At 55.4% G+C, this 13104-nt stretch carries 13 protein-coding genes; 7 read left to right on the top strand and 6 right to left on the bottom strand.

Translation table 11 applies throughout. The annotated features are described in order from the left end of the window. Positions 1-65: 65 nt before the first annotated feature. Both parC and HF685_RS08815 read left to right on the top strand, forming a co-directional pair. Positions 66-2339: a DNA topoisomerase IV subunit A gene (parC, locus tag HF685_RS08820; protein ID WP_168819365.1), complete on the top strand. Its 2274-nt coding sequence runs from the start codon at positions 66-68 to the stop codon at positions 2337-2339. 9 nt (positions 2340-2348) lie between these two features. After that, entirely contained in the window at positions 2349-2906 is a 558-nt protein-coding gene (locus tag HF685_RS08815; protein WP_168819364.1) for a chloramphenicol phosphotransferase CPT family protein, read from the top strand. A gap of 207 nt (positions 2907-3113) precedes the next feature. Here the strand turns inward: HF685_RS08815 and HF685_RS08810 are convergent, their stop codons facing one another. From HF685_RS08810 to HF685_RS08795, 4 genes are all read right to left on the bottom strand, one after another. Beyond that, on the bottom strand, positions 3114-4436 hold the full coding sequence (locus tag HF685_RS08810; RefSeq protein ID WP_168819363.1) for a CCA tRNA nucleotidyltransferase: 1323 nt from the start codon (positions 4434-4436) through the stop codon (positions 3114-3116). Beyond that, positions 4433-5032 (bottom strand): CoA pyrophosphatase, encoded by a 600-nt coding sequence (locus HF685_RS08805; protein ID WP_168821434.1) that lies wholly within the window; start codon positions 5030-5032, stop codon positions 4433-4435. The genes HF685_RS08810 and HF685_RS08805 overlap by 4 nt, the downstream gene beginning before the upstream one ends. 11 nt (positions 5033-5043) lie before the next feature. Continuing rightward, positions 5044-5610 carry a DUF1285 domain-containing protein gene (locus HF685_RS08800; RefSeq protein WP_168819362.1) on the bottom strand — a complete coding sequence of 189 codons (567 nt, stop codon included), beginning with the start codon at positions 5608-5610 and terminating at the stop codon, positions 5044-5046. A gap of 121 nt (positions 5611-5731) precedes the next feature. Beyond that, positions 5732-6247 carry a GNAT family N-acetyltransferase gene (locus HF685_RS08795; RefSeq protein ID WP_168819361.1) on the bottom strand — a complete coding sequence of 172 codons (516 nt, stop codon included), beginning with the start codon at positions 6245-6247 and terminating at the stop codon, positions 5732-5734. A 165-nt stretch (positions 6248-6412) separates the two neighbouring features. Here HF685_RS08795 and HF685_RS08790 point away from each other — a divergent pair, with 165 nt between their 5' ends. Continuing rightward, complete coding sequence (locus tag HF685_RS08790) at positions 6413-7288, top strand: DUF1499 domain-containing protein (protein WP_168819359.1); 876 nt, start codon at positions 6413-6415, stop codon at positions 7286-7288. 60 nt (positions 7289-7348) lie between these two features. Further along, a complete protein-coding gene (locus tag HF685_RS08785; protein ID WP_425500185.1) occupies positions 7349-8071 on the top strand; it encodes an extensin-like domain-containing protein in 723 nt (240 codons plus the stop codon). A 17-nt stretch (positions 8072-8088) separates the two neighbouring features. On the opposite strand, the gene HF685_RS08780 is transcribed toward HF685_RS08785, so the two are convergent. Further along, complete coding sequence (locus HF685_RS08780) at positions 8089-9270, bottom strand: PQQ-dependent sugar dehydrogenase (RefSeq protein WP_246218557.1); 1182 nt, start codon at positions 9268-9270, stop codon at positions 8089-8091. A gap of 156 nt (positions 9271-9426) precedes the next feature. Here HF685_RS08780 and HF685_RS08775 point away from each other — a divergent pair, with 156 nt between their 5' ends. Together HF685_RS08775 and HF685_RS08770 are read left to right on the top strand one after the other, a co-directional pair. Continuing rightward, positions 9427-10779, top strand: a complete 1353-nt coding sequence (locus HF685_RS08775; RefSeq protein WP_168819352.1) for a methyltransferase family protein — start codon at positions 9427-9429, stop codon at positions 10777-10779. Between the two features lie 129 nt (positions 10780-10908). Continuing rightward, the gene (locus HF685_RS08770; RefSeq protein WP_168819350.1) at positions 10909-11484 is read left to right on the top strand and encodes a DNA-3-methyladenine glycosylase I; all 576 of its coding nucleotides are present in this window, start codon (positions 10909-10911) and stop codon (positions 11482-11484) included. Positions 11485-11520: 36 nt separating this feature from the next. Here the strand turns inward: HF685_RS08770 and HF685_RS08765 are convergent, their stop codons facing one another. Then, positions 11521-12768 carry an acyl-CoA dehydrogenase family protein gene (locus tag HF685_RS08765; protein WP_168819348.1) on the bottom strand — a complete coding sequence of 416 codons (1248 nt, stop codon included), beginning with the start codon at positions 12766-12768 and terminating at the stop codon, positions 11521-11523. Positions 12769-12896: 128 nt separating this feature from the next. Here HF685_RS08765 and HF685_RS08760 point away from each other — a divergent pair, with 128 nt between their 5' ends. Next, a complete protein-coding gene (locus tag HF685_RS08760; protein WP_168821432.1) occupies positions 12897-13076 on the top strand; it encodes a hypothetical protein in 180 nt (59 codons plus the stop codon). Positions 13077-13104 lie beyond the last annotated feature (28 nt).

Raw genomic sequence — 13104 nt, 5'->3', positions numbered from 1 at the left:
TAACAGGCCACTTCCCGATACTTTCCCACTACCATCGCTGAATCCACCCTGCTATCGCTTCCCGCATGAGTGATGTAACCGAAGCCCCGCCAGAAGAACCCGAAGATGAATTTGACGCGATAGTGGACGCGCCTTTCGATGCGGCGCTCAGCGAACGCTATCTGATTTACGCCATGTCGACAATCACTGCACGGTCGCTGCCCGATCTGCGCGATGGCCTTAAACCTGTGCACCGTCGCTTGCTCTGGGCGATGCGGCTGCTCAAGCTGGATCCATCGCAAGGCTATAAGAAATGCGCCCGCGTGGTCGGCGATGTTATCGGTAAATATCACCCGCATGGCGACCAGTCGGTCTATGACGCCATGGTCCGCCTCGCACAGACATTTTCGCTGCGCTACCCTCTGGTCGACGGGCAGGGAAATTTTGGCAATATCGACGGCGATAATGCGGCGGCCTATCGTTATACGGAGGCGCGCCTGACCCGCACAGCGATTGAACTGATGAGCGGGCTCGACGAAAATGCAACGGACCTCAAGCCCACCTATAACGGCGAGGATGAAGAGCCCGAGGTTATGCCAGGGCTCTTTCCCAATCTATTGGCAAACGGAGCCAGCGGGATTGCCGTTGGCATGGCGACCAATATCCCGTCCCATAATGTCCACGAGATTATCGATGCGGCGATTTTGTTGATTGAATCGCCCAAGGCGGAACATGCCGAAATTATGGAGATTGTGCGCGGCCCTGATCTGCCAACCGGCGGGACATTGGTCGATCCGAAAGAAGTTATCGATGCCGCCTATGAGAGCGGCAAGGGCGCAATGCGCGTGCGCTGCAAATGGGAGAAGGAAGACGCCGAGGGGCGCGGTGCGTGGCAGATTGTCGTCACCGAAATTCCCTATCAGGTGCAAAAGGGCAAGCTGATCGAACAGATTGCCCAGATTATCGCCGACAAGAAATTGCCGATCCTCGCCGACATTCGTGATGAATCTGATGAAAATGTCCGCATTGTGCTGGAACCCAAAAGCCGGGCGGTTGATCCCGAAGATTTGATGAACGCGCTATTCCGGATGAGCGATCTGGAAAATCGCTTCTCGCTCAATATGAACGTGCTCGACAAGGATCGGGTGCCCAAGGTGATGGGCATCAAGGAGGTTTTGCAGCACTGGATTGTCCACCAGATCGAAGTGCTGGTCCGGCGCTCCCAGCACCGGCTCGATAAAATCGACGCACGGCTGGAGTTGCTCGAAGGCTATATCATCGCATACCTTAATCTCGATCGCGTGATCGAGATTATCCGCCAGAATGATGAGCCCAAGCCGCTGCTGATGGAAGAGTTCAAGCTCACCGACCGTCAGGCCGAGGCGATTTTGAATATGCGCCTGCGGTCTTTGCGCAAGCTGGAGGAAATGGAGCTCAAGTCCGAGCGCGACAAGTTGAAAGAAGAGCGCGAAGGCCTCGAAAAGCTGATCGAAAGTCCGGCGCGGCAAAAGACGCGGCTGAAAAAAGATCTGGCCGCAATGCGCAAACTTTACGCCGAGGACACCGAACTTGGTGCGCGGCGCACGATGCTCATTGAAGCGGCCCCGGCGAAAGAAATTTCGCTCGAAGCGTTTATCGAGAAAGAGCCGGTCACCGTCATCATGTCCCAGCGTGGCTGGATCAAGGCGATGAAGGGCCATGCAGACCTTAGCGCGCCCGACAGCTTCAAATTCAAGGAAGGTGATGGACCGAAATTTGCCTTCCATGCGCAGACCACCGACAAGCTGCTGATGTGCTGCGACAATGGGCGGTTCTACACCATTGGTGCGGACAAGTTACCCGGCGCGCGCGGCTTTGGCGAGCCGGTGGGATCGATGGTTGATCTGGAAAATGGCGCGGAGCCGGTGGCGCTGATGGTTGCGGACATGAAGGCCAAGCTGCTGCTCGCCTCAACATGGGGTCGCGGTTTTATCTGCAATATCGCCGATGTTGTCGCCGAGACCAAGAAGGGCCGTCAGGTCGTAAACCTGAAAGGCGATGCGCGGCTAATGGTCGTGCGTCTCGTTCCCGCAGAGGCCGATCATGTCGCCGCGATAGGCGAGAACCGTAAATTGGTAGTGTTTGCCCTCGCGGAAATGCCGGAAATGGCCAAGGGGCAGGGCGTGATGCTGCAGCGCTACAAGGACGGCGGACTATCCGACGCGGCAGTGTTCAAACTGGAAGAAGGGTTGAGCTGGGCCATGGGCGGCGACACCGGCCGCACCCGAACCGAGAATGATATGACCATGTGGCGCGTCGCGCGCGGCGCGGCTGGCAGACTGCCGCCGACGGGGTTTCCTAAGAACGGGAAGTTTGATTAGGATATAGAAATGAGCGCCAAAGTTATCACTGTAAACGGAACGAGTAGTGTCGGCAAAAGTTCTACAATCAAAGCGCTCCAATCAATCACATCAGATCCGTTCATGCATGTGAAATTTGACGCGTTTCTTGAAATGCTGCCGACATCCATGTTTGGGCATCCCGACGGGATTGATTTTGAGACCGTTCAGATCGATGGCAAACCCAGCGTCACAATCGAAATGGGGAAAAACATGCTAAATGCGTTGCGCGGTATGCGCAGTGCAGTCGCGGCTTTGGCAAGCGAAGGCAATAATCAGATCGTCGATGATGTGATGCTGGGTGCCACGAATCAGCAGCATTATCGCAAGGTGATGAGCGATGCCGAGATACAATTTGTGGGTCTGTTTGCTCCGCTTGAAATACTGGAACAGCGAGAAAAGAGTCGCGGAGATCGGCAAATCGGGCTTGCCCGATGGCAATATGATCGTGTCCATGCCGGAGTGGATTATGATCTTGAAATTGATACTAGTGCCTTTTCGCCCAACGAGTGCGCCCGGAAAATTGCCGAGTATTTTGGGCTTGGATAATTTCTTAAGCCCCACCTTCAGGGGAGGGGTTTTTGTTCCCCCTTCTCCCTTGAGGGAGAAGGATGTGCAGACTTACGAACTTGTTCGTTAGTCGTAGCTGGATGAGGGCGCACCAGACCGGAATATTTTGCGCACCGTCAACCGCAGACCACCCTCATCCAACTGCGCCTAGCTCGCCGCGCTCACAAGGCTCCGTATCCTTCTCCCTCAAGGGAGAAGGGGTAAGGCTTCTCTCGCCAACTCCCGCACCCTATCGTCATCCGGAAACCTCTCCTTAACCCAAACTTGTTCCAATTGCGCCAACTTCTTGGCGACAATCGGCCCCGGCTCCATACCCATAGCAATTAAATCGCCGCCGCTGAGGGGGAAGGTGGGGGGCTGCCAGTCTTTTAGTTTGGCGAGCATCGCCGCGATATCCTCTTCCGCGCCGAATAGCAGCGCCCGGTCGCGGGCGGCTTCGGGGGTGGTGTAATAGGCGAGGGCGCGGATGGTTTCCGGGGTAGGTGCATCGCCCGCATTTTCGTCATCCCCGCGCAGGCGGGGATCCAGTTGAGAAGAAGAGTCTTTTTTGGACTGGGTTCCCGCCTGCGCGGGAATGACAGAAATGGAAGCGGGAATGACGTTGGTGGATAATCGCGCCGTAACCGCCTTCTGCAGTTTCTTCGACATCCGCAGGCTCTTCGCAATCGTATCGGCCTTTTCAGCATCTTTCGGTAACAGCGCCACCAGCCGCCGGATTTGATCGGGCGCAATCCAATGCTCCTTTTCGCGCAACATCAGCACGGCCAACACTTGCACAGCATCTGCATCAATCTCGTCAACTATATGCACAAATACATCCGCCGCGATCATCTCTTGTACCGCATAGACCGGATCAGCAGCAGCGAGCAGTTTCAGCAATTCATCAGCAATGCGTTCGCGCGATAGTTTGGACAACTCCCGCGCCGCCGTCCGGCAGGCCTCGAATGTATGATGGTCCACCTCATGCTGACCAAATCTTGCCAGAAACCGGAAATAGCGCATGATCCGCAGGTGATCTTCGGCAATCCGGTCTTTGGCCGACCCGATAAAGCGGATGCGGTGTTTTTTCAGATCATCCAGCCCATCGAAATAATCAAAAATCTCCAGCGTGTCCGGATCAGCAAATAGCGCGTTGATGGTAAAATCCCGCCGCGCCGCATCTTCCTGCCAGTCATCGCTAAACGCGACCGTCGCGCGCCGCCCATCAGTCGACACGTCGCGCCGCAAGGTGGTGATCTCCACCGGCCCATCGGGCAGAACAGCGGTGACGGTGCCATGGTCTATGCCGGTCGGGATGACTTTGATATCCGCAGTTTTCAAACGCTCCATCACGTCACCCGGCAGCAGCGGCGTCGCGATATCGATATCTTTTACCTCCAGCCCCAGCAAAGTATCGCGCACCGCGCCGCCGACATAGCGTGGCCCTTCATTTTGATTTTGGCCACCGAGCGCATCTAGCAGCGCAGAAAGCCCTCGCCGTTTCTGCCAGTCGGCTGCCGGAAGCTTCATGATCCCCACCGCAAACGGGTCGAAAGATTGACCAAAATCCCGGCGGTAATGCCCCAGATCCGGCGGCCCTGCCAAGGCATTTCGTAATACTCACGCCGTATCCCCCGCCACTCACCGACATGCGCGGTGGCGTTTTCAGGGTTCATCACGAAATCGAGCGGAACTTCAAACCACTCACGAACTTCTTCAGGGCAAGCGACCAGCGGCAGATCGGGCGGGATAACCGCCAATATCGGCTGGATGTTAAAACCGCTTCCCGAATGATAGCGGTCGGTCGGTCCGATCACATCGACATGGGCGGGGTCAAGCGCGACCTCTTCGTTTGCCTCGCGCAGCGCTGCGGCCACCGCGTCTTCATCGCCCGGATCGATTTTTCCACCGGGGAAGGCAATTTGCCCCGGATGATTGCGCATATAGTCAGGGCGCTGGACAAGGATTACGCCGGGTTCCGGCCGGTCGGTGATCGCGATAAGCACCGCAGCGTCTCTCAACCGGTCGATATCTTGCACAATATCGCGCTCGTCGGCCATTACATGGTCCATATCACTGGCATGGCCGTCTTTTAGCGCCCGCGCCAATTTGTCCCGAAGAGCGATGGTTCCCGTTTTCATTCTGGCCTGTCTATAGGGAAGAATGCGCCGTGGCTCCATATGCCGAAAGGTGATAAATCATCCGCCAGCGCCATTTCGGCCAGTTCATAATAGACGTTGCGGGCCAGCACCGCTTCCAACCCGCCGCGCACATGCAGATAAGGGCGTGGGTTATCATGATCCGATGAAAAACGCAGCTTGTGCGTTTCATCGGCAATCACCAGATGGTCGGTATTGAGCCGGAAAGCGAGCTTGCGGTTCTCGCCGCTGCCTTCATTCTCCATTTCGACCGCGACAAACGGCGCATCTTCGACTTCTATACTCAGCTTCTGATAGGGCGTGACGAGCGCATAGCTATTGTCTGCCTCTTGCCGCAAAATGGTCGAGAACGCGCGCACCATGGCGCGGCGCTTGATCGGTTCCCCCTGATGATACCAGGTGCCATCGGTCGCGATCCGCATCTCGCTATTGCCGGTTTCCTGGGGGTCCCATTGATCCACTGGCGGCAATTTTTGCGCTTCCACCAGCTCGGCTATTTCGGTGAGCGAGAGCGAGGCAAGTTCAGGGGGCGGTGTATAGGGCATGGCTATGGCCTATTATGTGGTGATCGTCCTGTAAAGTGAAGTGAGTGGTTGTCCCGTTCGCCCTGAGCTTGCGATCGGTTTTGCTGAGATGCTTCGACAAGCTCAGCATGAGCGGGATTGTTCAGGTCCCCGGCGACCAAGGTCCCAGCTTACCCTTCATCGGCAATTCCGCATCCGCTGTTGCGCGTACGAGCAAACGCTCGGGTTCCCAAGGCCCCGGCAGCGTCCAGCCGCCTGTCCGTTCAGGCGAGAAACCGAAGAAGCGATCATAATAGGCCGGGTCGCCGATCATCACCAGCGGCAGGCTATCATCCTGCAATTCCGCCAGCAGCGCGGTCAGCATCGCCTGACCGATGCCCTGCTTCTGCAAATCGGGATAAACCGCAACCGGACCAACCATGATCATGGGATGTTTTTTGCCATTCTCATCGGTCAGCGCGACCGGCCAGCATTGCAGGGAGCCAAGCAGTTCGTGTTCCATCGCATCAACCGCAGCGATGCTCAGCCCTTCGAGCATATCCATGCCTTCGCGCACTTTATAGGCTGTCCGCTGATGGCGATCCTTGCCGAAAGCGACATCGAGCAAAGCTTCGACCAAAGCAGGCTCGATTTCAGCCAGAGGGATGATAGTGGGCAATGTCGGTTCCAAGCGTTCGCGTCATATTGATGAAGAGCGGCGCTGTACCGGCAAATTTGCACGCTGTCGAGCAACCAAAATGGCGAAACATACCAAGCGGCAGCGAGTTGATTGCACAATGGGACCGCAGCGGCTAAAAGATTTGGAATTAAGGGAGTTATGCGCGTGAGCGATCAGAATATCAACGAACCTGCTGTCGAACCCGCAGTTGAAAATCGAACCGGTGGAGTGACGGCGAAGCCGGCAAGGAAATTCGCTACGCTCCGTAATGATCCCAAAGGCTGGATTGTTCTGATTCTGGCAATTGCTGCGATTATCGCATTTTTTGGCGCAGCTTTTGGCAGCGGCATTGGTCTGTGGGGCTGGCAGCAAGGTCTGGGCTTTCTGGGATGGACATTGGTTGTTGCGGTACTCGCGATCATCATCGGAATAATCGGTATCATTTTGGACAAGCGCAAAGGGCGCAAAACGCGCTGGCCCAAATTGGGTCTCGGCATGATCGCGGCGGTCGGATTTATCGGCTATGTTCTGAGCTACATCATAACGGCGCAAAGCCTGCCCGCCATTCATGACATAACAACCGATCTGGCTGATCCACCCGAGTTTTCGGCGCTTACGATTCGCGCTGACAATTGGGATCAAATCCCGGGCGCCGATGATAGTGATATGCGCGGGATGAACCCGCGCCAGCGTTGGGCGACACTTCACCAGCAAGCTTTTCCTGATATCCGGTCTGTACGGATTGATCAGCCAGTCGCGGAAGTTATCGAGAAAGCCAAGCGCCTTGCAGAAGACCGCGGCTGGGAAATCGTCAGTATTGATCCTGCAGCAGGCCATCTGGAAGCCACCGATACTGTATCGCTTTTCCGGTTCAAGGACGATGTTGTCATCCGTGCCCGCGCTGCTGATAATGGCGCAGCCAGCATCATTGACATGCGTTCGGTGAGCCGCGTTGGCGTGCATGATCTCGGGGTCAACTCCAAGCGTGTCCGGCAGTTTTTAAGTGACCTTTCCGGCACGACCACAACGGCTTCCCAATAGATTTCGCTAAATAACTAGCGTGACATAAAAATGGCGAGACGCCTAAAGCGCAGACATTATCTGCGGACGATCAGGTCTGCGCTCAAAACTTTGGTTATTCTGGCGGTTATTGCAGGCTGTGCGTTGGTCGCGCTTGCTTACATCCGGGAACGCCCGCAGGATTTGCCATGGACGCAGCTGCAGCTGGACAAACCTATCGGGATGTTCACTGGCCAGAAACTGGCCGCGCTTTCGGGTGACTATGTCTTCTGCCAAAACCTCCTCGACCGGGCAGGGGTGGCCTTCAGTCCGCTGCCGCCCGTTGGTGATGGGGAGTGTCGTCGCGACGAGAATATTCGCTTGCTCGAACCAACAGCCGGGAACACTAGCTTCACGCCATCCGGCCTCGCGCCATCATGTCCTGTTGCGGCAGCTCTGGAGATTTGGGAGACCCAGATTGTCCAGCCAGCAGCGCTGGAGCATTTTGGCCAGCGGGTTTCCTTCATTCGCCACTTGGGAACTTATAATTGTCGCCAGATTGGCGGATCTACCCGTTGGAGCGAGCATGCAACGGGCAACGCGATCGATATCGCTGCATTTACGCTGGAGAATGGCCAGATAATCTCGCTTAGTCGCGACTGGAACGATACAGACCCGGAGGCGGAATTTCTCAGGGTGATACGCGACGGGTCCTGCGACCTTTTCGCAACGGTTCTGTCGCCTGATTACAACGCCGCCCATGCCGATCATTTCCATCTCGACCAGGCAGAACGTGGCCAGCTAGGCTATAGTCTTTGTCGCTAGCGCGTTGGTCGAAGAATCTATTTGGCCGGGGTAATCTTGAGCAGCTTCCCGCCTTTGCCATCCTGAAGCAACCACAATGCGCCATCCGGGCCCTGCTCCACCTCGCGGATGCGGCTTCCCATTTTAAAGCGCTCGACTTCCTCAGCCTCATCACCATCAATGACAACACGGATTAAAGCCTCACTGGCAAGGCCGCCGATAAATGCATTGCCTTGCCACTCGGGGAACAACTTGCCGGAGTAAAAGATCAATCCAGCAGGCGCAATTGTCGGCACCCAGGCGACTTTCGGGGCGGCAAATTCGGGGCGGGTATCATGATTGGGAATTTTCTTTCCGTCATAATGATCGCCTTCCGATACAATCGGATAGCCATAGTTTGAACCGCGCTGGACGAGATTTAGCTCGTCGCCGTCTTTTGGACCCATTTCCTGATTCCACAGACGGCCCTTGCTATCAAAGGCCATGCCCAAAATGTTGCGATGGCCCAATGACCAGATCTCCGGAAGCGCTTTTTCGTCATCCAGAAATGGATTGTCGCTTGGAATGCTGCCATCCGGATTAAGCCGCACGATTTTGCCAAGATTGCCGGTCATATCCTGCGCGGGATCAAACTTCTGCCGCTCGCCGGAGCCAATGAACAGATATTTCCCGTCAGGAGAAAAGACCATACGGTGGGAATAATGGCCGCGGCCTTTCACTTTCGGGTTCTGTTTCCAGATGATTTTGAGATTGGATAACGCAGGTGCTTCCGCTTCCACGCCCGGAGGGGCCAGCGACAAATTGGCATGGGCGACGACAGCGCCTCGGGTTCCATCATCCCCTGCTTCCACCCAGCTCAGATAGATGCGGCCAGACTTCGCAAAATCAGGCGCCAATATGACATCGCCCAAGCCCCCTTGTCCGCCATAATCAACGTCAGGAATATTGGAAATCGCGGTTTGTTCGCCCGCTTGGGTCACAAGAAAGAGTTCGCCGGGCTTTGTCGTAACGAGCATCCGGCCATCAGGCAAAAACGTCATCGCCCATGGCTCGTTAAATTCGGTGATTTCCTGTGTCATAAAAGGTTCGCGATCAACCGGAGAAATATCGGCAAATGATTGCGCGTCTTCTGACGCACCTTGGGTGGCCTCTGCATTCCCGCCGTTTGTGCATGCCAGAAGGGCAACCGACAGTGCTGACGCTATAGTGAGGTTTTTCATGGGCATTCCTGAGGTCGTTGATTGTGACATGGGGGTATCTGATCCAATATGATATTTATCTGAAATATAGAGCCTATTTCGCCAAATTCATAGGTTTTTCGGCGCTATTTGCGCCTGTTCACGGGTTGCTTACTATTTTTGGTTAAAGCGACGGCTATGTTCGGACGAAAATCAAACGCCGCTGACCCGCGCCCGCAATCTGCGGTTTCATCCGGTGTCGGCATCGCTGGCCTTGTCGGGTTGGCTTCGTGGATATTGATCGCGCGGCAATATGGCATGGATGGGCCCTATTCGGCACTTGCAGCCTGCGCTGCCTGTGGCCTGCCGATGGTGATATGGTCGCTGCTCAGTGACAAAGTGCATCTGCGCGCCTCGACCGGCATCGACTGGAAAAATCCCAATCCGCTGAAAGAAACTTTCGATATCAGCGTGGTGAAACTCGCGGGTCTTTGGGCGACATGGGGTATGATTGCCTGCGTCTATTGCATCGGGCGATGGTATTGGACCGGGCAATATCAGTTTTCAATGGAGATGATGGAAACCATCGCGCCCTGGTTGCTGCTGGTTTCCGTGCCTTATGTGCTGATGATGGACCGCTATTTCATCGAACCGCGCGACGGTGCCTGGCATTTGGGCCAGTTTCTGATTGGGGCAGGTGACAAGAAACGCGGCGGCGAATATGATCGCGAACAGATTTTCCATCATTTGCGCGCATGGGCCGTGAAGGGCTTTTTCCTCGCCTTCATGATCTCGATTGTGCCGGGCGGCTTCGGCGATTTGATCCGGCTCGATATTGCCGAGCTTGCGAATAATCCGGCGGCGATTGCGTTCTGGTTGATTATCGCGATGTTCGTCGTCGACGTGCAGTTTGCTACGGTCGGATATTTGCTGACCATGAAACCGCTGGACGCGCATATCCGCACCGCTAACCCTTATCTGGGTGGATGGGTCGCCGCGCTGCTTTGTTACCCGCCCTTTGCGATGATGTACCCCGGCGGTCCGCTGCACTATGAAGTCGATATCGCCAAGTGGGATTACTGGCTGCAAGGCCATGAAACCTTGCTGTGGATTTGGGGCGGCATATTGGTTGCTCTGACAGCCATTTATGCCTGGGCGACGGTTGCCTTTGGCTTGCGCTTCTCGAACCTCACCCATCGTGGGATATTAACACACGGACCTTATGCGTGGACCAAGCACCCCGCTTATGTTGCCAAGAACACCTACTGGTGGCTCTCGGCGATGCCCTTCCTCACGGTCTCGGGCAATTATGTCGATATGATTCGCAACGCTGCGCTTTTGGCGGCGGTGAGCGGAATCTACTACTGGCGGGCAAAGACTGAAGAAAAGCATTTGCTCAGCGATCCCGTTTACAAGGAATATGCCGAGTGGATGGATCGCAACGCGCCGATTCCGCGCGCTATCAACTGGGCCAAGCGCAAGATTGGCTGGTGGACGCCGGAGCAGGGCCGTGAGCATGAATTGGGCCCCGAGTTGGAGCCCGCTGAGTAACGCCCGGTTCGTGGTGAGTTTGTCGAGCCACCTTTCTGATCCTGTACGGTCCTACTACAGGCTCAGGATGAACGGCTATTAGTCGCTTTTCGATTTCAAAAAAACGGATAACCTTATACGGATTGGTTCATGACAATTCTTGGCACAGATGGAAAACATCGCTGCTTTGGCGGTCAGGCGGGTAAGGAATTTTACGGGCGCTATCATGACGAGGAATGGGGTCTTCCTGTTCATGAGGATCGCCTGCTATTTGAAAACCTGATTCTCGAAGGCGCGCAGGCAGGGCTAAGCTGGGAAACGGTTTTGCGCAAACGCGAAGGCTATCGGCGGGCTTTTCATGGCTTTGATATCGAACATGTGGCCGCGATGAGTGATAATGAACTGGAAGCGCTGCGGGAGGACGCAGCCATTATCCGCAACAAGCTGAAAATCTATTCCACCCGCAAAAACGCTCTGGTCTTTCTCGAGATGCAGAAGGAGTTTGGCAGTTTCAACCAATGGCTTTGGGGCCACCTCGATGGCTCGCCGCCGGTCAATCGCCCGGAAAGCTTCCTCGATTTGGCAGCGACATCGCCCATCAGCGATGCCATCTCCAAGGCGCTAAAAAAGCGCGGAATGAGTTTTGTCGGTAGTACAATTATCTACGCCTATATGCAGGCGGTCGGGATGACCGATGACCATCTGGCCGGGTGCTGGAAAGCATGATCCCGGCCAAATGGCTTGTTCGACTAACTTAAAGCCCTACCAAAGGCCGTGTTTTTGAATTTCCGCGCGGCCGACCACCATGTGGTGCACCTCATCAGGCCCGTCGGCAAACCGCAAGTGCCGCATATCGGCGTACATATCGGCCAGCGGGAACCATTGCGACATTCCCGCTGCGCCGTGCATCTGGATCGCCTGGTCGATGATTGTGCAGACTTTTTCTGGCACCATTGCTTTGACTGCGCTGACATAGACCCGTGCTTCCTTGTTGCCGAGCACATCCATCGCCTTGGCTGCCTGCAAAACGGATAGCTGCATCGCGTTAATCTCGATTCTTGCGCGCGAGATAAGCTCTACATTCTTGCCAAGCTTCACCAGTGTCTTGCCGAAAGCCTCCCGCGATCCGCCGCGCTGGATCATCAGTTCGAGCGCCTTTTCCGCCTTGCCCAATGAGCGCATGCAGTGATGAATGCGGCCTGGGCCAAGGCGCAATTGGGAAATCTCAAACCCGCGCCCCTCGCCAAGCAGAATATTCTCTTTCGGCACGCGAACATTGTCAAACCGCATATGCATATGGCCCTGCGGAGCATGATCTTCACCAAAGACGTGCATCGGTCCCAATATCTCGACGCCGGGCGTATCTTTGGGCACCAGTATCTGGGATTGCTGCTGGTGCGGCGCGGCGTCCGGGCTGGTTTTGACCATCACGATCAGGATTTTGCAACGCGGATCACCAGCGCCCGAAATATAGAATTTCTCGCCGTTAATCACCCATTCGTCGCCTTCGAGCACCGCGGTCGTACTGACGTTTTTGGCATCGGATGAGGCGACACCCGGCTCGGTCATCACATAAGCCGAGCGAATTTCTCCGTTGAGCAGCGGTTCCAGCCATTCCTTCTTTTGCGCTTCAGTGCCAACACGTTCCAGTACTTCCATATTGCCGGTGTCGGGCGCGGAGCAATTGAGCGATTCCGATCCTAGCGGATATTTGCCAAGCTCGGCAGCGATATAGGCATAATCGAGATTGTTCAGGCCATTTCCGGTTTCATCATCAGGCAGAAAGAAATTCCAAAGGCCCGATGCCTTGGCTTTGTCCTTTGCGCCCTGCAGCAGCTCCAGTTGCCGGGGATGCCAGGTCCAGCGATCTTCTTTTTCCTTGTTCAACGCGAAAAACTCTTCGGTAATCGGCGCGACATTCTCTTCGAGATGCTTTTTCACCGCCGCCATCAGAGGTTGCGCCTTGTCAGACATGCGAAGGTCAAAAAGTTCCGGGTTGAGTTCTGTCATGGGATATCTTTCGTATTGGAGTATGATGCGGCTATAGATCGCGGTGTTCCAATTGCCAAATGCATATAGCGCTGGCAAAATGCGCAACGCGATGGACGGCGGCTAATGACACGCTTAGAGCTATTCACATGAAAGACCATTTTGAACGCCACAAACAACCGTGGAACAGCGAAGAAATCCAGAAGCTGCACGCCTTTGCGAAAAAGGGCATGACCCTGAAGGCGATGGCCAAAGCGCTGACCCGCAGCGAAGAATCGATCAGAACGCGGGCCAAGCAGGACAAGTTGAAGATTGCCAAGAAGCGGTAGATCAGTCTCCCGATAGGTGCAGAATAAC

Origin of the sequence: Parasphingorhabdus halotolerans (genome assembly GCF_012516475.1) — a bacterium.
Lineage (GTDB): Bacteria > Pseudomonadota > Alphaproteobacteria > Sphingomonadales > Sphingomonadaceae > Parasphingorhabdus > Parasphingorhabdus halotolerans.
Note: the sequence above shows the minus strand (reverse complement) of the source record. Positions and strands in the feature narration are given on the sequence as shown.

Bases quoted from the DNA above. Each gene is read 5' to 3' on its own strand.
- HF685_RS08815 (WP_168819364.1), top strand. From the start codon at position 2,349: ATGAGCGCCAAAGTTATCACTGTAAACGGAACGAGTAGTGTCGGCAAA.
- HF685_RS08775 (WP_168819352.1), top strand. From the start codon at position 9,427: ATGTTCGGACGAAAATCAAACGCCGCTGACCCGCGCCCGCAATCTGCG.
- HF685_RS08800 (WP_168819362.1), bottom strand. From the start codon at position 5,610: ATGCCCTATACACCGCCCCCTGAACTTGCCTCGCTCTCGCTCACCGAA.
- HF685_RS08760 (WP_168821432.1), top strand. From the start codon at position 12,897: ATGAAAGACCATTTTGAACGCCACAAACAACCGTGGAACAGCGAAGAA.
- HF685_RS08765 (WP_168819348.1), bottom strand. From the start codon at position 12,768: ATGACAGAACTCAACCCGGAACTTTTTGACCTTCGCATGTCTGACAAG.
- HF685_RS08810 (WP_168819363.1), bottom strand. From the start codon at position 4,436: ATGAAGCTTCCGGCAGCCGACTGGCAGAAACGGCGAGGGCTTTCTGCG.
- parC (WP_168819365.1), top strand. From the start codon at position 66: ATGAGTGATGTAACCGAAGCCCCGCCAGAAGAACCCGAAGATGAATTT.
- HF685_RS08770 (WP_168819350.1), top strand. From the start codon at position 10,909: ATGACAATTCTTGGCACAGATGGAAAACATCGCTGCTTTGGCGGTCAG.
- HF685_RS08780 (WP_246218557.1), bottom strand. From the start codon at position 9,270: ATGAAAAACCTCACTATAGCGTCAGCACTGTCGGTTGCCCTTCTGGCA.